The 20,604-nt window shown below is 39.1% G+C and carries 18 protein-coding genes and 2 pseudogenes; 12 read left to right on the top strand and 8 right to left on the bottom strand.

What is annotated here, in order from left to right:
* Positions 1-50: 50 nt before the first annotated feature.
* The 4 genes from BV214_RS14465 to BV214_RS14450 form a co-directional block, all read right to left on the bottom strand.
* Complete coding sequence (locus BV214_RS14465) at positions 51-1,121, bottom strand: FecR family protein (RefSeq protein WP_086478224.1); 1,071 nt, start codon at positions 1,119-1,121, stop codon at positions 51-53.
* Positions 1,122-1,232: 111 nt separating this feature from the next.
* On the bottom strand, positions 1,233-1,850 hold the full coding sequence (locus BV214_RS14460) for an RNA polymerase sigma factor (protein ID WP_140157773.1): 618 nt from the start codon (positions 1,848-1,850) through the stop codon (positions 1,233-1,235).
* 362 nt (positions 1,851-2,212) lie between these two features.
* The gene (locus tag BV214_RS14455) at positions 2,213-2,674 is read right to left on the bottom strand and encodes a JAB domain-containing protein (RefSeq protein ID WP_086478222.1); all 462 of its coding nucleotides are present in this window, start codon (positions 2,672-2,674) and stop codon (positions 2,213-2,215) included.
* A 367-nt stretch (positions 2,675-3,041) separates the two neighbouring features.
* Positions 3,042-3,881 carry a M23 family metallopeptidase gene (locus BV214_RS14450; RefSeq protein ID WP_176328529.1) on the bottom strand — a complete coding sequence of 280 codons (840 nt, stop codon included), beginning with the start codon at positions 3,879-3,881 and terminating at the stop codon, positions 3,042-3,044.
* A gap of 61 nt (positions 3,882-3,942) precedes the next feature.
* Here BV214_RS14450 and BV214_RS14445 point away from each other — a divergent pair, with 61 nt between their 5' ends.
* The 8 genes from BV214_RS14445 to BV214_RS14405 all read left to right on the top strand — a co-directional run bounded on the left by BV214_RS14445 (position 3,943) and on the right by BV214_RS14405 (position 15,306).
* Positions 3,943-5,166 carry a hypothetical protein gene (locus tag BV214_RS14445; protein ID WP_140157772.1) on the top strand — a complete coding sequence of 408 codons (1,224 nt, stop codon included), beginning with the start codon at positions 3,943-3,945 and terminating at the stop codon, positions 5,164-5,166.
* A gap of 122 nt (positions 5,167-5,288) precedes the next feature.
* Positions 5,289-6,119, top strand: a complete 831-nt coding sequence (locus BV214_RS14440; RefSeq protein WP_086478219.1) for a hypothetical protein — start codon at positions 5,289-5,291, stop codon at positions 6,117-6,119.
* 8 nt (positions 6,120-6,127) lie between these two features.
* On the top strand, positions 6,128-7,705 hold the full coding sequence (locus BV214_RS14435) for a toprim domain-containing protein (RefSeq protein WP_140157771.1): 1,578 nt from the start codon (positions 6,128-6,130) through the stop codon (positions 7,703-7,705).
* 98 nt (positions 7,706-7,803) lie between these two features.
* Positions 7,804-10,332 carry a type IV secretory system conjugative DNA transfer family protein gene (locus tag BV214_RS14430; RefSeq protein ID WP_086478217.1) on the top strand — a complete coding sequence of 843 codons (2,529 nt, stop codon included), beginning with the start codon at positions 7,804-7,806 and terminating at the stop codon, positions 10,330-10,332.
* Positions 10,333-10,343: 11 nt separating this feature from the next.
* Positions 10,344-10,742 (top strand): hypothetical protein, encoded by a 399-nt coding sequence (locus tag BV214_RS14425; RefSeq protein WP_086478216.1) that lies wholly within the window; start codon positions 10,344-10,346, stop codon positions 10,740-10,742.
* A gap of 422 nt (positions 10,743-11,164) precedes the next feature.
* The gene (locus BV214_RS14420) at positions 11,165-11,368 is read left to right on the top strand and encodes a hypothetical protein (protein ID WP_086478215.1); all 204 of its coding nucleotides are present in this window, start codon (positions 11,165-11,167) and stop codon (positions 11,366-11,368) included.
* A gap of 519 nt (positions 11,369-11,887) precedes the next feature.
* Entirely contained in the window at positions 11,888-13,852 is a 1,965-nt protein-coding gene (locus BV214_RS14410) for an ATP-binding protein (RefSeq protein WP_086478213.1), read from the top strand.
* Positions 13,853-14,673: 821 nt separating this feature from the next.
* The gene (locus BV214_RS14405) at positions 14,674-15,306 is read left to right on the top strand and encodes a hypothetical protein (RefSeq protein WP_086478229.1); all 633 of its coding nucleotides are present in this window, start codon (positions 14,674-14,676) and stop codon (positions 15,304-15,306) included.
* A 255-nt stretch (positions 15,307-15,561) separates the two neighbouring features.
* Here BV214_RS14405 and BV214_RS14400 read toward each other — a convergent pair.
* From BV214_RS14400 to tnpA, 4 genes and pseudogenes are all read right to left on the bottom strand, one after another.
* Positions 15,562-16,062, bottom strand: a pseudogene (locus tag BV214_RS14400) (IS91 family transposase); the annotation flags it as partial.
* Between the two features lie 47 nt (positions 16,063-16,109).
* A complete protein-coding gene (gene tnpC, locus BV214_RS14395; RefSeq protein ID WP_086478211.1) occupies positions 16,110-17,660 on the bottom strand; it encodes an IS66 family transposase in 1,551 nt (516 codons plus the stop codon).
* A 74-nt stretch (positions 17,661-17,734) separates the two neighbouring features.
* A pseudogene (gene tnpB / locus BV214_RS17195) lies at positions 17,735-18,076 on the bottom strand (IS66 family insertion sequence element accessory protein TnpB).
* Between the two features lie 8 nt (positions 18,077-18,084).
* Positions 18,085-18,357 (bottom strand): IS66 family insertion sequence element accessory protein TnpA, encoded by a 273-nt coding sequence (tnpA, locus tag BV214_RS14385; protein ID WP_086478210.1) that lies wholly within the window; start codon positions 18,355-18,357, stop codon positions 18,085-18,087.
* Between the two features lie 27 nt (positions 18,358-18,384).
* Here tnpA and BV214_RS14380 point away from each other — a divergent pair, with 27 nt between their 5' ends.
* From BV214_RS14380 to BV214_RS14365, 4 genes are all read left to right on the top strand, one after another.
* A complete protein-coding gene (locus BV214_RS14380; RefSeq protein WP_217868791.1) occupies positions 18,385-18,582 on the top strand; it encodes an ATP-binding protein in 198 nt (65 codons plus the stop codon).
* 150 nt (positions 18,583-18,732) lie between these two features.
* Positions 18,733-19,296 carry a YcjF family protein gene (locus tag BV214_RS14375; RefSeq protein WP_086478209.1) on the top strand — a complete coding sequence of 188 codons (564 nt, stop codon included), beginning with the start codon at positions 18,733-18,735 and terminating at the stop codon, positions 19,294-19,296.
* The gene (locus BV214_RS14370; RefSeq protein WP_086478208.1) at positions 19,296-20,120 is read left to right on the top strand and encodes a hypothetical protein; all 825 of its coding nucleotides are present in this window, start codon (positions 19,296-19,298) and stop codon (positions 20,118-20,120) included. Before BV214_RS14375 ends, BV214_RS14370 begins: the two co-directional genes overlap by 1 nt.
* 56 nt (positions 20,121-20,176) lie before the next feature.
* Positions 20,177-20,509 carry a hypothetical protein gene (locus tag BV214_RS14365; RefSeq protein WP_086478207.1) on the top strand — a complete coding sequence of 111 codons (333 nt, stop codon included), beginning with the start codon at positions 20,177-20,179 and terminating at the stop codon, positions 20,507-20,509.
* Positions 20,510-20,604: the final 95 nt, after the last annotated feature.

Genomic DNA, 20,604 nt, shown 5'->3' with positions numbered 1-20,604 from the left:
AAAGATGTTGGCGCATCTTTTGGCTTTTTCTTAATATTTCGATAATAGCTCTACTTCATTGGCAGTTCTTTTTTGTTGATTACATATTGATTTTCAGATATTTTGGTATATTCCATATCTGTTGTTCTAGCTATAATCCGTAATACCTTTTCAACATCTTCTTTTAAATCTAAATTTCCCGAAAAGGTTTCTTCTGCAAGCTCTGGAGCATTTATTTCAATATCCACATTATAATGTCTTGTTAGCTTTCTTATTATAAATTGCAAAGCATCATTTTTAAATACCAACTCATTATTTCTCCATGAAAAATAGTGATCCACATTAACGGTTTCTGACACTATTCTTTTATCTGCCTTATTGTAAGTAGCCTGGGTCCCAGGGGTGATTTTTAGCCTATTTTTAGGTTTTTTTAAATTCTGGCTAAGATATTCAATATCTACGCTACCGCTTTTTAATGTAGTCTTAACTTCTTTATCGTTCTTATAAGTACTCACATTGAATACAGTACCTAAGACTTCTATTTTTTGTCCCTCCGAAACCACCAAAAAAGGACGCTTCTTGTCACTAACTACTTCAAATATGGCCTCCCCCTCCAGATAGACCTCTCTATTACCCCCTTTAAAAACAGCAGGGTATACCAATCGAGAGCCTGAATTCAACCAAATTTTACTACCATCAGACAATTCAATTTTAGATTTCTTCCCAAAGGGTACCATCAAGGTATTGTATACAACAGCATTCTTTTTTAATGCATTCTGATAAATAGATTGCTCCTCTTCTATAGTAACTTTGTCCCCAGTTGACGAATAGGTTATCTTGGAGTCCACACCCTCTACATTTACCGCTTTTCCTTCCCCGGTTATTAAAATCACCTTGCCATTCTTATTCTCTTCTAGTAACGCAGAGGTATTAACATAATCTATAATAGATTCTGTTGGTGATTGATTATAGAACATTCCTATTCCGAGCAAAATAATAGCAGAAGCAGCGGCCATGAAACGCAAACGTTTCTTCTTTCTCTCAAGGCTGTGAATAGATTGGAATATTTTTCCTTTTAATTCCTTCTTCTCCTTGCTAGACAATAAGAAATCTTCCTTGTTATTATTTTCTTTAATATTCATAATAATTTCATTTCAATCAGAGGGGGGATATAACTTATGGAAATTAAACACATAAGAATACCCCTCCCTATATATATAAGCAGTTAATAGTAGATGTATAGACAACTTTTTCTAACTATTTTTAAAAAATAATATTTCAAGAAGTAGAAAAACAGACATAGGGGTTTGCCTCAAGCTAGTTAGCGCCCTGTAAATCATGGTTCTAGCAGACTGAATTGAAACATTCATGATCTTTGAAATCTCTTCATAAGATTTGTCTTGATAAAACCTCAAATACAGGCCTTTTTGTTGTTTTTCGGTTAATGAGTCCATGGCAACAGCCAAACGGTTGCTTTTTTTGGAAGCCTGTTCATTGATAATTATCTCACTTTCAATTGAGGGAATCGAATTTTTATCACGAATAAAATCTAAAAGTGGAATATCTACAGAAACAGGCGACTCCTTTCTTCCGTATTTCCGGTTAATTTTTCGTTCCAATGATTTCTGAAGATAATAACTAATATTGTCTGGTTCGGATAATTTGAGTCTATATTTATATAAGTCCAGAAAAAGATCATGGATACAATCCATTACCCATCCTTTATCTGAAATTCTTTTCATACCATGCGAATACAAATCATCCACATAATAATCATAAAGCTGACCTAGTGATTTGGTGTCGCCGGTTTTAATTCTTTCCCAAACTAAATACTCAGAAAAATTTGACTTTCCTAACATTCTTTTCTTCATTGTTAACCAGCTATTTTGGACTTCTTCCCATATATTATAGCTATCGAAACTAATTGCCAATTCTTATATATCAACAAACCCTTAATTCATATAATAAAGTAGGCTCAGGCTATATACACCTCATTTTACCGGTTAGTTAGAAATAAATAAGGATGAGAATTGAAAAAATGACAACTAAACTATTTTGTTTAAAAGACTACGTTTTTAGATCAAAAAAACGACAAGTTAATAAAATTAACCGCACGTTAAAGTATTGTTAAGTTGAATTACGATCAATTTTAAGTAAATCCTAGACTGTGCATAAAAATCAAATCATGAGATAAACAATCAAGAATATTAGAGATAATGGAAGAAAAAAGGGCCTATAAAAGCCCTTCATCCGCAAAGGAGTAATACCCTTCCCTGGTTATGATAATACTATCCAGCGTGGGAATATCCAATAGTTTGGAAGCATTCCTCAATTTGGTTATAATTTGCTTATCAGCTTCCGAGGGATTTAGGTTCCCAGAGGGGTGATTATGGACAAGTATTATGCTATGTGTTTTAATCAGGACTGCCTGCCTGAGCACATCTTTTACCGAGATCAGACAGCCACTATCGGTTCCGGAGGTTAGATGGTGTACGTTTACCACCTGATTTTTTCGGTTCAGATGAATGACCTTCACTTCCTCGTGATCGTCCATAATATCCTCGAAGTAAGGATAAATAAAAGTTCTCACGTCACAGGAAGCGGTTATCTTAAAGATAGGTAGGGTGGTCCTCTTGTAAATAGCCGTTAATTCTCCAACAAAATCCTTAAAGGTTGCGATTCTAATTTTTTCCATGATAGTAAATTTTTAAGATTATGCAGCCAACACAATCAACAGCAGCGCAGCGGTGCGGATAAGTCCATGTGGAGATTTTAAAAAATTGCGGTGGGTTCCCCCGACAGGAGGGATACCCCATTTTTTCAAATTCTACATGGACCGGGCAAAGGCGGCTTGATTAACTTGCGGCATAGTCATGAAAATTGACTTAATAGGTATAGGCAATTCCTTCGACCGACTAAGATATTCGGACTAATAAAAACCGGGATAGAATCTGTCCCCATAAAACAATAAGGGTATTATTAGAACCCATCTATAACAGTTTGGATCCATAGTTTCTGGAGAAAGGAGCCTATAAAACTAAGAATCAATAGATGGAAGACTCCTACTCCACTCCTTCCGTTCTGGAGTTGCTAAAGAACAGCTCATCATAGATCTTTTTTTTCAGATCAAAGGAAGGTCGCGGATCGATCTTCTCTCTATTTTTCAGAATCTCATAATGTAGATGGGGACCTGTAGAACTTCCTGTACTTCCCACCGTGCCAATGATCTGGTGCTGGGCTATCGACTCTCCTTTATGGACCAAGACTTTTTCCAGGTGTCCATATAGCGTCTCAAAGCCAAATCGGTGCCATATAATAATGTGGGTACCATACCCCTTTTTGGAATACACTACCTCCTTTATGGTACCGGATGCCGTTGCATGTACGGTGGTTCCATCCGGGGCGGATAAGTCGATCCCAACATGATTTTTCTCGTTTTTAGAAATGGGATGTATTCGAAATCCATAGTCCCTGGAAATGGAATATTTACCCTTTCCCAAGGGGACGGCAGCAGGAAATTGCGTTAACAAATTAGGACGGTATTTAAGGTAGGTTTCCAAAGAGCTTATGTACGAGTAATCCGGTATTCGATATAGAAAACCCACTATGCGCGTTTCAATGGCCATCAACAATCGCTCTCGTTCTATTGCTGTCCCCTGCCCTGTATTTAAGCTATCGTTTAAATTCATCTCCAACCGCAGCTCATATAATTCCATTGTTTTCACGGCATCCTCTAATTGTTGATCCGATCTACCTAGGCCATTCTGAACAAGATAAAATAGACTGATGACCATGAGCACTACAAAGTATCTCAGCCCTGCTTTTCCGAAAACCAGCTTGGTTTCCAGTCCCTTAGCTTCCACTTTTTTACTCCAAAATCCAAACGAAGAGAAAAATTTCATATATTTGTATTTATACGCAAAAACACTAATAATATACAAATTAATAGTCAATTTATATCCTATGGACCATTGGTTAACAAAAGATACCCTCATACACCTCCCCAGGCTTTTCGAATATTTGGGGTACCAACTCCTCCGTTCCGAGGAGACCTACCTGTTATTTGAAAAGAGTGGAAAGCATCGTATCATCATCCTCACGGAGAAGGGATACTTCTATTATACGGTACAACGGCCTCAGGAAAAACTTTCTGCTTCGGACCTAATTACGACCCACGTATCGAAAATGGAGGGGGCTAAAGAAGAATTGATTTGGGACAAGGTGGCCAAGTACTATGATGAAGTGGTGAAAATAAAATCGCTCCTCGTAGCCAATAACCCTGACCCTGAGTTAAAAAAGGTTGAAATGAATTTCAATCATTTTCATTCCTATCGAAAGCCCCTAGAAGAATCATCAAAAATGGAACTCTACCAGATAGCGCATATGGGCCCTTTTACAGAACGTATATTCCTAAGCGAGGAAAGAGATCCCCTATTTCCATTGTTCAATCTGCAGAATGACATCTGCGGTTACTTCCATGATATGGGAACGGAAGTAGTTCCTTATAGAGAGTCGGCCATAGGGCACTCCCTATGGTATTCCAATATCCCCAAGAAAATAGAAGGTCTATTTCTATTTAGCAACCCCAAGGAAGCCCTGGCCTTCCACAAGAAATTCCGATTGGAAAATGTGGTTTATCTAGCCTTGGGCACCCTTAATTACAAGACGACCAATATCCTCTTCCAAATACAGCGGATTACAAAGGTGGATAAACTGTATTTGAGTTTCACGGGACAACGCAAGATAGAAGGATATTTACGGGACCTGCAATTACTCACCTACCTACAGGGCTCCGAGCTACGACTTACCCATACCGACCGTACGCTTATGGTACGGTTTCCCATGGGAAGTGATAGATCCTTCACCCGACTATACGATCATATAAGGAGTTATAATAAGGCCTTGGCCAAAAGAATGCTGGAATACAATAAAGTCCTCAACCAAAACCTGCTCAATAAATTCAGCATTGTGGTTTCCAAGGACAATGGCGACCTTAGGGTGCGATTGCCTATAGAATCCCAGGCGATCAAGGTTTTTGTCTGGTCCTATTACAAAAACTACCTGAACAAAACGGTCGACATTCTAAAACCACGATCTGCGAACTGGCATGCAGATTGGGAAAATTCGTGTAACCAAGTCAATGAAAGGAAGGAGGTGCCATTGAAAGAATATAGAATAGCGCTTTAAAATGAAAAGAGGACGCTCCCGCCCTCTTTTCTTCAAATTCCGTAACTCACAAATCACTCCTGATCTGAAAGTTATTCAAAGGTAACAAATTCAAATTCCGTAACAATTAAAATCACTCAAAAATGGAAAATCAAGTAGAAAACACTGTTCAAAGAGTTTTCGTCTATGTCAATCAAGTTTGGCAAAAGGGCGAAGCCGTATCCATAAACGATACCACTTTTAAGATAAAGATCCATAACCATCCACCCTTCGAAATGCCAAAAAACAGCATTCATGTGGAAGCTCGAAAGACCAAGGACCAACAATTTGCTGTGGCCGATGCCAAAAGACGCTTGGAAGGGGCCTATATAAGTTTCGAGAAATTAGCTTCCAATATCCAGGAGAACATTGTAGAGGGCAAGGAAGCGCTATTAACGACCACCTACATCAAGGACGGGAAGTTAAAAGAATCCGTAAAAATGGTCCAAATGCTCTACCACCCTACCTATGGCTCCAAGTTGGACGTGCAGGTAAAACGCACCGAAACAGTAAAATGGGAGGAGGCAATTGCCTATGGGTATCAGTTCACTAAGGAGGAATACCATGCCATGGTGCAAGAGGGGAAGACCGTCCTGTTCACAGGAAATTCCTTGGATGGGGAGACTTTTCAAAAACTGGCCTATTTTGAGCCAAAACTAAATAACATCCGGACCAAGTCTACCGTCTCGGCCAATATGTATGTGCTGGGCCAACAGCTGACCGCTTCCCAATCGGAAAAATTAAACCAGGGCCAAGAGGTTAAGATTACGATTAAAAAAACGCAAAAAGGACCTTTGACCTATAGGGTACGATGGAACGCCAAGGGTCAACGATTTCTATATCGAAATTGTGAACCGCTGGAACAGCAAAAGGCTGAACTATCGGCACATGGTGAAACAAAAAAGGATCAGCTCAACAATACCTTAAAGGGGTAGTTTTTTTATTGCAGGTTCAACCAATGGCCGGTCTACGGATTAGGTCGGCCTTTATCTACATTGCCATGAACGGGCCAAATTACATAGACGATCCACAGCACTATAAAACACTGATCTCAAAAATCAATTTAGAGGTTAACTTTTCTGCGTTCCTGCATCGAAGTGGCTATGCCTTAATAAAGAAAAGCGCAAATTCCATGGAGTTCCTGAATTCCAAAGACCGAATTGTACTGCATACAGGCCGCAATCCGGTGACCTATTTCAACCGAAACGATTCCCTGGACAAGGGGCTCTTTTTCAAGTTTCTTTTAAAACGGAGCGACAACTTTTACGAGGCCGTACGAGAAGGGCTAAAAATTGCGAATACCAGTGCACAAATAGTCAGCATCCCCTTAAAGAAGAGACAGGCTACCTACAAAAACAAACCTTTGGAACTGAGTTTTACTATTGCCCCCTTGGAAAATCCCAGTTACCTATTGCAACAAAGGGGGATTACCATGGCTACTCTGAAAAGCGTCAACTTTTGCAACCGAATCTATAATGCCTATCCCAATAAAAAGAACGGCCATAAGATAGCTAATATCGCCTTTCCCAAATACGATTTGGCAGACAGCCCACAGAATTACATATTGTTCAACAAGGCCTATAGAGTTTCGGAGTCAAATAAGCTGAAAAAGTTTCGTCTTGTGCTCAACCGGAAGGATCATTTCCTGTTTTATTCCACTCCTATAAAAGATCCCTCTGCGATTGTTGTAGGGGAAAGTGCCGTAGACCTTCTCTCCTACCACCAACTCCATGGAAGCCCTCAATATTTTTATGTTTCCTTCAGCGGAAACGTCTACTCAAAAAAACTCAATTTTTTCAATCGGCTTACCGCCCCCTATCTTGGCTCCAAAATGACGGGCATAAAATCCATCATGGACAATGATAGTAAGGGTTTTGAGTTCGATATAAAATTATTGGCCAGTCTCTTAAATTTTTATAATCGGGATCTTCAGGCAGAAGCACTGTTCCGACGTGGAGACGTTAACTTCTCCATTAACTATTCAGACTGTAGTAGAAATAAATTAATAACACATGTACACAGTTTAACGGAAACAACCCAAGCGTTAGTACAGCGAGGATTGTTACAATGGACAAGAACCCAAGATAGAATATGGTGGAAATTCAATATAAAGAAGATGATGGACGTTCCCCGAAAGAACGGGGAAGAACATCCCTTCAAGATACTCATGGAAACCATTAGTACTGTGTACCTATCTTTTACGATTATTGTCGATAAATCGATTGGAAAGGACTGGAACGACGACCTTTTGAATACCCAAAAGCAAAAGTTCCAAAAAATGGAATCTGATAGGCCTCATAGGTGGGAAATTAGAGATAAGGTGCGTTTAAAATACCGTGTGGGTCACCATAATCCTGGTAGCATAGGTACTATAATAGCAATATACCAAGACGGAATTAGCTGCCAATTTGGTTCTGGGGACACCCTAGCACTTCCTATGGGTCATATCGAAGAGCATTCTAATCGAACATCCATTGTTAGTAAGGACCAAGAACCGCCTAGTCCCCATAGGGGCTTATAAGGACCTTGTTAAAGTTACTGAGTGCACTTGGTTTTTGTTTCAACAAAAACGAAACACATCATAATCTGGTAAGGCTTGTGTAATAAAACAAACCAATCATGAACAATCAAAATCTGGCCTTTTCGTCCATGCTGCTATCGGTAGGTTTCTTCGTGGTATTGGGATTTATCCCCTACTACCCCCTACTGCAATATTTGGAATGGGATTCGCCCCTTTCCGAAGTGGTTCATGATTTTCTAGGCAGGTTCATTACACTGCAGAAACCATTGCTTAGCAGATCCTTATTACTACTGATTGTCTTGGGGAGCGTGATGCTCTATAACCCCAGGAAAAAAGAAAACAGCTCCCTTGTCACCGGATTGGTATACTTTTCATTCGGGAGTCTGTTACTATTTATTACGGCTTATTTTAAAACCATTCTAGTTGCGTTACTGTGCTACTCTCTTGTCTTATATTGTCTTGGTTTTATATGGTCGGTTACCGGGGCCGTTCACCTATTCCAAGTAACGAACTTTTCTAACGAGGCCGAGGAAGATCCATTCAATGACCAGAACGAATCCTTCCGGCAAATGGAAGAAAAGATAGAGACCGAATATTCCGTAAACATCCCTTATGAGTATCGTTACAGGGGACAGCTCCGCAAAGGATGGGTCAACTTCGTGAATCTGTTCCGAGCTTTGTTGGTTATAGGGACTCCAGGCAGTGGGAAGTCCTTTGCCTTGATCGAAGAGATCATAGAACAGATGATCACAAAAAACTATACCATGCTGATCTACGATTTTAAGTTGGATACCCTTAGTAAAATCGCCTACAATTATTGGCGCCGGAAAAAGGACCTACCCAAGGAAGCGGACCAATCACACAGACTTCCCGAATTCTATATCTTGAGCTTTGACAACATTGAGAAATCGCACCGTTGCAATCCTATAGACCCTTACCTCATGCAAAACCAGACGGATGCTTCGGATGCCGCAACTATTATTATGAAGAACCTGAACAGGGAATGGATCAAACGCGGTGATTTTTTCTCCAAAAGCGCCATTAGTTTTGTGGCTGGACTCATCTGGTATTTAAAAAAGAAATCAGAGGAAACAGGAGAGTACCTCTGTACCCTCCCCCATGTGATTACCTTATCTACTATCAACATCGAATACCTGTTGGAAATTATGATGCAGGAGGTGGAAGTCTGCAGTTTAATGATACCCTTTAAGGATGCCATGGATCGAAAAGCAAGTCAGCAATTGGCAGGACAGACCGCCAGTGCCCAGATTTCACTCTCGATGCTGGCCAACAAGGAAATCTTTTATATCATGACTGGGAACGATTTCCAATTGGATATCAATAATCCTCAACGCCCAAAAATAGTCTGCATTCAAAACAATCCGGACCGCTCTGAAATATACGCCGCTCCCATTGGATTATACATTAACAAGGCGCTACAGGTGGTGAACAAACCAGGGTGTAGGCCAATGGGTCTGATCTTGGATGAACTTCCCACTGTATTCATTATGGGACTGCGTAGAATTATCGATACGGGACGGGCCCACTATGTGGCAACTGTACTGGGCATACAGAGCATCACTCAACTAATAGCCGATTATGGCAGGGAACTGGCAGAAGTCATTTTTGACAACTGCTCCAATGTCTTCAGTGGTGCGGCAAAAGGAGAAACAGCTCGTCGGATCAGTGAGATCTTTGGTCGTATCCATCAGGAAAAAAGAAGCAAGGCGGTTTCCAACCAGGACACTACCGTCAATTTTAGTACCATCCTTTCGTCCTTGCTACCAAAGAGCAGGATAACCAGTATGTCCACCGGGCATTTTGCAGGTATAGTGGCCGATACCTTTGAGCACCCGATAGCACAAAAATTATGTTGCGGATTGATAAAACCCAACATGGAAGCAAAGAAAATCCAAGGTAAATACGAACTTCCCGCTCACACCGAATTTAAAAATAAGCACCATCGGAAACTGGTAGCCTCAAAAATGGGCATTTTAAAAAACCTAGATTTTTTTGAGGTGTTGACGCATCTCGATTTCCATCAGAGGGATCCTAGAAACTTCTACGGCGAGTACCTTGATGGATTTACCAAAGCACATTATAAAAATTCCATTAAACAGTCTCAGTTTATGCTAATCGCCAAGGAAGTAAAGCTATTTGATCATCTATCAAAAATAGAGAGGTTTACAAAAGAGGATACCGATTCAAGAAACTCTATAAAAGAAAATATTACGAATTTGATAGATCGGATGTTCACAGAGCAAGAGAAGAATAGGGTTTTGGAGAAAAATTTCATGAAAGTGATCCAGGATATCAATACGCTGGTGGAACGTGAGTATTGTCGTGCCACAGGAAAAAAACCGAAGTTAGCAGTATTTGACAAGAATAAGATAGGCGGTGAAATAGAAAAATCCCTCCAAGAGAACGACATTATCGCCAATGGTTTTATTACCGATTTCCATAGCAGGGCCAAAAAGGAATTGGCAGATGCTTATCGTAGGCAAAATGAAATCACTAACTTTGAAGTGTTATCGGAAACCGATTCTCCAAAGTTAGCCAATGGCAGCACAACGGATTTAGAGAGCTTATTCTCTAGCTTCCCTATAGCATTGGATATGGAAAATTAATCATTCAAAACATGAAAGACATTTACGAGTTGATGAAAGCTCCTACCGAGGATTTTAACTATATCAGTGAACGGTTAAAATTGATACGTGAAGAGCTGATACAAAAGGATACCGGTAACAGGCGTACCAGCGCATTTTCCATTAAAGCCATCACGGAGCGTTTCGATATGGACTATAATACCCTGGTCAATGTAGAGCGTGGAGCCATTTCCTTAACAACTATTAAATTGATATTGTATTACTATTCCCTAGGGTATAATCCAGCATGGATCCTTTCGGAGGACAATGAATTTATCCCAAAGACCAATATTGGTGAAAATATTGTCTATCAAGCCGATGTACAAGAGGAATACAAGGAAATGGAAGCCGCTATTGTAACTGCCTTGACTGAGTTTAAAAAGAAGATCTAAACAGAAGCCTCAAACCTGCAGTTGCTTCTTTGAAATACAAACATAAGGAGAATGTCCATTCTCCCATCCTTTATAGCCTCCTACATCTAACTGTGATCAATAATTTGATGTAGACACTCAACTTTTCCAATTAGATATATTACAGAATACTTTACCAAATTATTTCATCCATTATTAGGCCATATTATCCAATTCATAAATAATTTTTTTACATGTAAATAATATCTTACATTAGTTGACAACGACATAGTAATGTAATAACTAAAAATATCTTGGACTCTAGGCTAAAAAACATAGCGGTTAAAACAGGTGACCATCCGAATGATCAAACGTAATATTAAGGGGAATAAATGACTAGAGCCATTCACCATTTTTAAACCCTGTTTAAACTTTGAATGGCATAACTATAAAATTACATTTTCATGAAAGCTTTAGATTTAAATGCTTTGGAAAAAATTGATGGTGACTCTTGGAGTTGGATAGGTGGTGCAATAGGTTTGATAGGTTTAGGTATAGCCCTTACAACAACTACAGCTAGAGTTGGGTCTTTGGCTTGGGATGGAATGATGATAAGTGCCTTTGGAGTGGGAGGTTCTTTAGGTCATTTTGGCTATTCACTTTCTTAAATAAAAGAAAAAATGATAAAGAATAGAACAAACTTAATTTTCGTAATAGCTTTTTTACTAATTGGACTTTTAGCTTCGAGAATATTTATAGAAAAGCTATTTGATTTTGAATCATATTTACAATTTGATATTATAATGCATTTGTTCATGATTATAGGACTATTAATGACCGCTTTTGGTCAAAAGCAAAAGAAAATCAAAGTTTAAATATCACTTCAACCCCTATAAGCTAGTTTCTTCCAATGTAAAGTCGAGAGTCTTCTTCACTACCTCAAATTCTTATCACTTGAAAAATGAAGAGCTAATGGTAATATCTCTGAAATTTTTGGATAATCTAGATTCAAATTTCCCATTACCTATCGATTACTCCTACTACTTCATCGAATTTTACCAACAGGACGACTACCTCTTTGTAAAACCACTTCCGAAATAGTAAATAAAGTCTTACATTAGCAGGTCTTAAAATAGATATAAAATAACAAGTCACTATCCACGTACTTTGGCCACAATTTAATAAATATGAATTTAGAATTTGACCCACTAAATAGTTCAGAAGGATTTGATTCTGAAATAATAAATGCAGCAAAAAAAAGAGAGATAAGGAACATCCTAAAGTCTTATGTGGGAATATTCGACTCCTTTTCTGAGTTGATACAAAATTCACTGGATTCTGTCGATAGGCGTAAAAAGGTAGATTCACGAATCGAGAAGAAAATTTGGTTAAATATTGATCTATCGGAAAATAGCTTCACAATTATAGATAATGGAATAGGATTTCAAAAAAAGGAATTTGAAGCTTTTTTGGCACCTAATATTTCATTTAAGGACGGTAGTGAAACAAGGGGAAATAAAGGAGTTGGAGCAACATATATTGCGTATGGATTTAATAAACTAACCCTTGGTACAAAGAACGCTGATTTCAATTTTATTGGTCAAATGATTAATGGGCGAAAATGGGTTGAAGATAAAGAAGGCTTAGTAACAAGACCCATGGTTCGACCGTATAGTGAAACACCTAAAGAGTTCAATGATCTCGACCAAGGAACTTTTTTTAAAATAAATTTTGGAGGCGACTATACCAGACCAAAAACCCTCTCATACTTTACCGCCATATATGCTGAACAATGGATTTTCCTATTGCTTTTAAAAACTCCGCTAGGTGGCATTTATTTCGATAAAAATTCATCGCCAACCAAATTTCATCTAAGTGTTACCGATAATCAAGGAAATATTACTACCATAGATGACAGACCAGCTTCTTATAAATATCCGCATTCGAAAATAAAAGCAAGTGCGGATATAAAAGAAATTTTAGAAACTCAGCAATCTTTGATGAATAAAGGAAAAGATCCTTCAAAGCTTCCTGCAAAGTTTGAGCGATTAAATGGATTGTACGAGTTTTTTAATTCTGATGAAGTTAAGTCATTGCCAACCAATAAACTGGAACCACAACATCATGCCCTGATTGATGAATACTCCATTGAAGCCTATGGATACTTTGGGTACTCTACTCAATTATGGGATGAATTTAATGACCACTTAGCTAAGCTTAGAAAAGGATATCGAGTATTAAGAGGTGGCTTACTCATTGCAAACAATAATATGCTCCAAGGAGATTATATCGCAATCCCACTTACTTCAAACATTGGTTATCAAAATCAAACACATGTAATTGTTCATTTGAAAAATGCTGACCCTGATTTAGGAAGAAAGGGCTTTCAACCAGAGATAAAAGAGCTTTGTGAGTATATTGCTGTTGGAATTGTGAATAAATTGAAACAGTGGAAGTCAAAGTTGAGAAATGATTCAGGTGCAAAGCCAGTAATTACAACTCAAATCAACCTTCACAATTGGATCAAAGAACAGGAATCTCATGAGGATTCAAACCCCCTGAACCTGAGCAACCCAAATTTCTTCAAACCGATAAATGAAATTTCTATTTCATCTATTCCACAATCCGAACAAGACGTAATAGTTCTATTCAATCAACTAATTGCAGGAGGTGTGATAAGAGGCATTAAACTACTAGCAACTAGCCAATATGCCACTTATGATGGTATTTTCAAATACTATATAAAAGAACCAAGAGAAAATCACCTGTTCGATAAAACTACTAATCCGCTTGGAGTTCAAGAACTGGGATTACCGATAGATACAGTATCGAACCCGAACGTTTTGGAATACAAATTCAACCTTGATGCACTTTTTCAAGAGTTTGAAAATGAAGATAAATTCGAGAAAGACGTTAATCTAGCCATAGCCTGGGAACTTGGTGAGCAGTGGAAGCGAAACTATGAAATAACTTCTTTATTGGATTTAGACAATCTACATCATCGTCAATTCCATGGGATCACTCATATCATCAATTCAAAGACATCTAGTTTTAATTTGATAATCTTAAAAGAGTTAATGGACTATTTACATGAGGTTGATGCAGTACAAGAATATCATAGATCTACATATGCTGAAAGCATTTTTGAATAAAAATTACTGTGGTCAATAGAGTGGACGAATTCACCACTAAATAGAAACAGACTGGGCCTCTCACACCACCTTACGTACTGGATCTTGAAGAGGGTTAGACCATCGCCAGGAAAAATCGATTATTTCAGGAAAAACAACCCAGGGGCATTCAATAAGGTTTTCAGATATTTCGTTGTGCTGCACTCGGACTGGGAATTCATAGATAGTAATAAGATAAAATAGGGAACACTTATACCTTTCCCGGCGACCAGATATTGAAAACCATTGGCAGCGTATATAATAAGGCAAAATACAAGCTCAAGCATAACACGGTTACGAAAGCTTGCTAGGTATGCCTCGTAAGGAACTAGTTTACCACCAACAAAAATGGATGGTTCATCGAACGATCCATTTATAAAGTGGCCTTAGAGGTAAATCAAAAATGAGAGGAAGACAATCCAAAATATTATTACTTCGGCAACTGATCAAGGAACACCAGATCGGAACTTTAAAAAGGCAATGGGGTTTCACATATACCTTGATGCAAGGAAAGCATCATGATGATAACTTGCTATAACCTTAGACGACTTATGTCCAAACTTGGTTCATAAGAGCTCAATCATAGACTTTAAGTTAATGGTTTTACTGTATTCGATCACTATCGGTCAATTTCGGCAATTTGGGGAGACTTACTAGTAATGGCCAATTTGTAGTATCGCCGAGGAAATGGCGATAAAGCACAATCTATATCCATGTAAATTAAAACAGATTGCTTAAATTTAATCGAAAAAGGTTTGCTGCGCAGACTCCCGTTGCCCACAATTAAAGAAAACCGAACTGAATTGAAAAATCTGAACTTTGAAACGATACTAAAAGATGCGGAAAAATTCATTCTGACCGAGAATGATTCATACATTCGAACTTATCCAGAATTTCTAAAATATTTTGAGAATCTTGACCAAATAGAGGAACACCATTTGATTATTGCAAGTCATTTTGTTTATGGTTGGATGCCGACAATAATCCAATTGAATTTGGAACGAAAAGATAAAGTATTGTTCTTATTGAACGCTGCGAAAAACGGACACGTTTTGGACAAATCGGAACTAGAAATTTTAAAGAACTCGATAAATAATTCACTCGTAGGACTTTCAAAACTGTTGCATTTTATCAATCCGATAGATTATGCGATTTGGGACAGTCGGATTTTTAGATACTTGACCGAAAAGAAAAGCAGTTACGGAATTGATAAACCTGAAAACTATCTCAAATATTTAAACGGACTTAAAATTATTGCGGAACATAAAGATTACGGAAAATTGCACAACATTATTGCTCGGAATTTTGATTACGAAATCTATCCGAATAGAGTTATTGAAATCACAATGTTCGAGACTGACAGAAATAGACAGACTGAAAAATTTATCGTGAAAACGACAAAAGGAATAGAAAAAATAACTGTGGGCAATAACTAAGTCTTCGTGTGGTCGGTACGGCCAAACATGAAGACCTTGTTGACTGAACCGGGTCCGGTTGCGCCTTACTATGGGGATTGCTATGGTTTAAATGAGTTTTATAGATGAGCATCGAAGTCCTGTCAGGGCCATAACGTTATTAAAAATCACTTTCTCTTGTCCGCTCAGGTTCGTTTATGATATTTCTGCACCCTTCTCCCTGTCTAGGACGATCTTATCTTGCCTGTTATCTTGATCTTGGCCATGGGCATCCCCTTACGCTTTTTGGTGCGTTGTGCTGGGGGCAAATTTTTTCAATTTTTCGGACCATGCTTTGGGCGGGCCACGGCTATCGAATACCGCTATGGTCACCATAATCCCGATCTGGCAGTAAGGACATCGACGATGTTTCAAGGGCGGTCGTTCATGGTTCACTGGTCTGCCCAAGACTTGTTGCAGTAGAGGGAGCAACTCACTTTTCTTGGAACTGCTCAGGATTCCATAATGGCGTATGCGCACGAATCCCTTGGGCAGGATGTGGGGAAACCTGCGTATGAATTCGGCATCGTCCAAACGAAGCAGTCCCTTTCTACTCCCATTGCGGTAATCCTTGACAGTAAATGTAACGCCATTAATGTCTAGGTTTTTTATTCGGTGGTTACTGATGGCAATCTTGTGGGTATAGCGGCCAAGATATTCCACTACTTGAGCCGGACCTAAAAATGGACGTTTGCAATAAATTACCCAATTGTGCTGTATCCGTCCCACGAACCACGTCTTGGAGAACCGATTAATTCTTATAAGGTCTTTACCCTATAGCGGGTTTATCCTTTTTTAAGTTTTTTATAGTTCTGTGGATAAAGGTCCCGGATGTCCTTATGGTTGATGGTCATGATATTCTCCAAGGTATACTTTAACCATTCATATGGATTTACCTCGTGTTTTTTGCAGGTAGCAAAAAAGGAATAAATGGCAGCGGCCCTTTGTGCGGCATCATGTGAACCTGCGAAGAGGTAGTTTTTTCTTCCCAATGCCAGGGGTCTTATGGCATTTTCCACCAGGTTATTATCGATTTCCAGGATGCCGTCATAAAGATAGGTGCTGAGCTGGTCCCAACGGTTCATGGTATATAGGAAAGCTTTTCCGATGGGACTCTTGGGTAGGACCAGTTGCTGTTTCATCTGCTGGAACAACCATTTTCCAAATTCATTGATCACCGGTAGGGACTCCTCCAGTCTTAGGGCTTTTCGCTCCTTGGGATTTAGTTCCCTTTGCCTGGCACTGGCTTCTATTGCATAGAGTTTTTGGATAAAGGTCAAGGCTTTTTCCGCACGCTCTTTGTCATTGTCCTTCGCTTTATCGAATTCCCTTCTTGCATGGGCCCAGCAGTTTAGGTGGGTAACACCTTCTCGTTTTCCTATTTTATCATAGGCCACGTAGCCATCGGTCTGAAGATAGCCCTTGAAATCTGCCAATACATGCTTGGCAGCCTCTCGGCTACGTCCGGGCTGGTAATCAAAGAGTACGGTGCCATCAATGGGACAATGATGCACCCAATAATAGCCTTTATGGGTTTTTCCCTTTTTATTGGGGTCCATCACTTTTATAGTGGACTCATCGCTTTGCAGGTATCCTTTGGAGCGAATATCCTCAAGGAGGTATTGGTAAAGAATGTCGATGATTTTAAGGCTCTGCCTGGTCCAGCCCTCCAAGGTCGAGGAAGCTATGGGTATCCCCGCTCTTTTAAAGCGTTGCATATGTCGATAAAGCGGGAGATGGTCCTGATATTTGTCCACTAGGATGGAGGCCAGCAATCCTGCCCCGGGAATGCCCTTTTCAATTACCCGCTCGGGAAGTACGCCGATTACCACTCCTTCTTTGTTTTTGGGGGCATACTTATAGCGGATGTAGCGTTTGATATAGTATTTGGCAGGCTCGTACTCCAGCTCATCGGTCACTTCTTCCCCGATACATACCATATCCGTAAGATCTCCTTCAGGGTAGATCTTGATCTCTTCCACGGGCAGGTGGTCCGGAAGGGCCATTCTTCCCTTATGGGCCAATGTTCTTTTGCGGCGCTCATAAGTGAGTTTCTCTTTAAGCTCCCCTTCTTGTTTTTCCGCCTTTTCCGCTTCCATCTCAAAGGGAAGGCTCATCTGGTCCTTATCGCCCTCGAAGCGTTCCCTTTTCTGGCCAAAGGCCAAGCGTTTGTAATAAGCCAGTTGAAATTCAAGCTCGGAAATCCTATGCTCTCTCTTAGCAAGATCGCCCTCAACTTTAGCCAATTTCCTGGCCTCCTTTTGCAAGGATTTTTCCTGTTTTTCAAGGAGTGCCAAAAGCTGTTCTTTGGTAAGGTTTTCTAGGGGTTCTTGCATGGTGTAAAGATACAAAAACCAACCCGTAGAAACTACTGAGACCCCTTGTTTTTATTGGTGTTCCATCACTTTTTTTATCTCGGATAACGGAGTTTCTGATGGGCCTCTTTTACTTGCAGCCCCTCAACCATAAGAACCAATTTGGACCAGGTCATACAATGGTTGTCCCCTGTAAAGACCGGGGGGCTGAAACTGCCCTGTTCCAGGCGTTTGTAATACAGCACAAAACCACCGGCCTCCCAGTGTAGGAGCTTGAGATGGGTGCGGTTTCGGTTTTAAAAAATAAATACATCCCCTCTGGTCGGTTCCCTGCCCAGCTCGTTCTTGACCAGACCGCTCAGGCCATTGAACGATTTGCGCATGTCGCAGGGCCTTGGGTAGAAATAGTAGGTCTGGTAGGAGCTCAGGGCAAACATTAATAGAGCTATAGAAGCTTGCTGATCAATGGAAGTTGTGAGGTATCCAATCGTAGCCGGACCCCATTAGGGTAAATCAATTCTATGCTTCCCGTTATTTCCGATTTAGGATGGATGGCAACAAATCCGAAGCTCCCGGATGTCTCCTGTTGTGCTTTCTTTTTCTTCCAGTAATAGAAGGTGGAGGGCAAAAGGCCCTTTTCCTTGCAAAAATCCCTACCGCTAAGGGAACTGTCCTCAAATTCCTCGATAAGGGCAAACATTTTCTCTTCCTTGCTCATTATATACTAATTTATGGGCAAAGCTAGATGCAGGAAATTAAGTTAACAATATGTGTTTGGTGGGATGCATACACCAATCTGGGGTTTGAACGTTGGGAAGAGATCTTTGGGGACCCTGTACTGACGGCTGCTGAGGTAGACCGGTTAACCCATAAGGCATATCTCATAAATATGAATGGAGAGTCCTATCGGTTAAAAGAAACCAAAGAAATGATAAACAAATGAAAAAAGAAAAAATGGTACCAGGTCCCCGCTATACTTCTGTTCCTAGGGATATCCCTAGGAACAGAAGTACCATTGTTAATTAATTTAAAATGGTATACTTTTGAAATGATATAGTAGTATACTTTTCAGTTGAAATAAACAAAATAAGGTATGGGTATAACAGAAAAGGCATCAGAAGTAATTAATAAGGCTAAGGAAAAGCTTAGAAAAGAAGTTTCCGATATTGAAAATCGTACAGATCTTACGGATCAAAAAAAAGTAGATAAGGTCATAACTATTTTTAGTACATTCTGTGCGGCAATAGCTGTACAACCTATCCCTTTTGCTGACATATTTGTATTGACCCCTATCCAAGGATATATGGGTAAGAAATTAGCTGACATAAGAGGTTACAATATTTCTGAAGCAGGAGCTAAAGAAATATTCAAGGAATTGGCTGGTCTGGTTGGACTCGGATTTCTTGCACAGCAACTCGCTATAGGAGCTTACAAGACAGTTTTGCCGTTTTTAGGGGCTATAACGACCATTCCCTTAGTTTTCGGTTTAACCTTCGGTATGGGTCATGTAATGGATTACTACTTTGTTAAAAAAATAAAAGGGGAAAAAATAAATAAAGAAGAGTTAAATAACATTTTTAAAAAGGCTAGAGCAGAAGGCAAAAAAACGGCTAAAAAAAATAAGGAAGAAATCAATAAACGAAAAGACGAGCTATAGTGTCTACTGCAAAATACATTAAAAAAAATATTGACGCCACCCTAGTTTTAGGAGCTTTGGCTAAATTAACTTTTGGTGATATTGAGCAGTTAAACGCCGATGAAGAATTGGTGTTACAAGCATTGAAACGAGCAGTACCAGATTTGGAAAATAAAAGCTTGGATGAAACACAAGATTATTTACAAGCTTTAGATGAAGACCAATTGTTAGGCCTGGCAAATAACGTAAAAGGCATTTTACATGAGATACAATTTGTACAAATAGAAAATGAAGATGGCGATGAAATTACCGCATCGCTATTTACTGACACTAACCACCCAGATACAGATGTGCTTCTAACGAATGAGCAAACAGGTGAAACTATTGCAGTTCAAGTAAAAGCAACAGATAGCTCTTCTTATGTAAATGATTGGATAAACAGCCACGATGAAGGTTATATTTTGGTTACCGAGGAGATTGCCGATAAATTGGGATTGGAGTCTACGGATATTTCAAACGAAGAGCTTACAGCTGATGTGTCGGAGTTCATAAGCAAATTGATAAAATTGGACGACGATGATTCGCTTTGGGACTATATGCCCGGGCTACCAACCATTTCTATTGCGATAGCAGGATATTATCTATACTTGGAATATAAAAAAGGAGAAATTTCTTTTGATACTTTTAAAATAAAGTTCGTAAAGTTAACCGGAATAAAAATCGCAAAATTTACTTTAATAGCAGGTTTAATGACGATCCCTGGAATTAATGTTCTCCTAGGAGCAGGATTATTGTTTAATTTACTATACAACACCGGAAGTTTTATAAATAACAATGTAAAATAATTATCACAAAGCCATATGCTATAATAAAATCAAATTTCCTAAAATAATTTACAGTTATGAGCAAAATTAGAATTTACCCTTTAGCCGAACAAGATAAAATCACTAAAGACCCTATAAATATCGGGATAGATTTGGGTACCACCTACACTCTGATGGCGACGGTAGATGCTGATAATGTCGATTTTAATAAAGCCAACCAAATACCCGTGCAATTTGTTCGGTTTCCTCAATATAGCCCATTTGAATATGACCAAACCATTGAAGACGAAAAATTAGCATCTATCGTGGCTTTCTATAATGGCAAACCCTACGCAGGTAATAATCTGTACCACTTAAAAGGGCATTCAGAGTTTCAACTAAAAAAAACATGTTCTACCATTGTAAAGTAGTAATGGATGTAAATCATCATCCTTTATATCCTGATGCCATCAATGCATAATCGACACTATCCCGCAATTTGTGTAAGTAGAAAATAGAGGGTGCT

The sequence above is a fragment of the Arenibacter amylolyticus genome, from assembly GCF_002150785.1.
GTDB lineage: Bacteria > Bacteroidota > Bacteroidia > Flavobacteriales > Flavobacteriaceae > Arenibacter > Arenibacter amylolyticus.
Note: the sequence above shows the minus strand (reverse complement) of the source record. Positions and strands in the feature narration are given on the sequence as shown.

Excerpts from the sequence above, each read along its gene's own strand:
- BV214_RS14375 (WP_086478209.1), top strand. The coding sequence starts at position 18,733 with ATGGGTATAACAGAAAAGGCATCAGAAGTAATTAATAAGGCTAAGGAA.
- BV214_RS14430 (WP_086478217.1), top strand. The coding sequence starts at position 7,804 with ATGAACAATCAAAATCTGGCCTTTTCGTCCATGCTGCTATCGGTAGGT.
- BV214_RS14455 (WP_086478222.1), bottom strand. The coding sequence starts at position 2,674 with ATGGAAAAAATTAGAATCGCAACCTTTAAGGATTTTGTTGGAGAATTA.
- BV214_RS14425 (WP_086478216.1), top strand. The coding sequence starts at position 10,344 with ATGAAAGACATTTACGAGTTGATGAAAGCTCCTACCGAGGATTTTAAC.
- BV214_RS14450 (WP_176328529.1), bottom strand. The coding sequence starts at position 3,881 with ATGAAATTTTTCTCTTCGTTTGGATTTTGGAGTAAAAAAGTGGAAGCT.
- tnpC (WP_086478211.1), bottom strand. The coding sequence starts at position 17,660 with ATGCAAGAACCCCTAGAAAACCTTACCAAAGAACAGCTTTTGGCACTC.
- BV214_RS14460 (WP_140157773.1), bottom strand. The coding sequence starts at position 1,850 with ATGAAGAAAAGAATGTTAGGAAAGTCAAATTTTTCTGAGTATTTAGTT.
- BV214_RS14380 (WP_217868791.1), top strand. The coding sequence starts at position 18,385 with ATGCAGGAAATTAAGTTAACAATATGTGTTTGGTGGGATGCATACACC.
- BV214_RS14420 (WP_086478215.1), top strand. The coding sequence starts at position 11,165 with ATGAAAGCTTTAGATTTAAATGCTTTGGAAAAAATTGATGGTGACTCT.
- tnpA (WP_086478210.1), bottom strand. The coding sequence starts at position 18,357 with ATGAGCAAGGAAGAGAAAATGTTTGCCCTTATCGAGGAATTTGAGGAC.
- BV214_RS14410 (WP_086478213.1), top strand. The coding sequence starts at position 11,888 with ATGAATTTAGAATTTGACCCACTAAATAGTTCAGAAGGATTTGATTCT.
- BV214_RS14445 (WP_140157772.1), top strand. The coding sequence starts at position 3,943 with ATGGACCATTGGTTAACAAAAGATACCCTCATACACCTCCCCAGGCTT.
- BV214_RS14365 (WP_086478207.1), top strand. The coding sequence starts at position 20,177 with ATGAGCAAAATTAGAATTTACCCTTTAGCCGAACAAGATAAAATCACT.
- BV214_RS14440 (WP_086478219.1), top strand. The coding sequence starts at position 5,289 with ATGGAAAATCAAGTAGAAAACACTGTTCAAAGAGTTTTCGTCTATGTC.
- BV214_RS14465 (WP_086478224.1), bottom strand. The coding sequence starts at position 1,121 with ATGAATATTAAAGAAAATAATAACAAGGAAGATTTCTTATTGTCTAGC.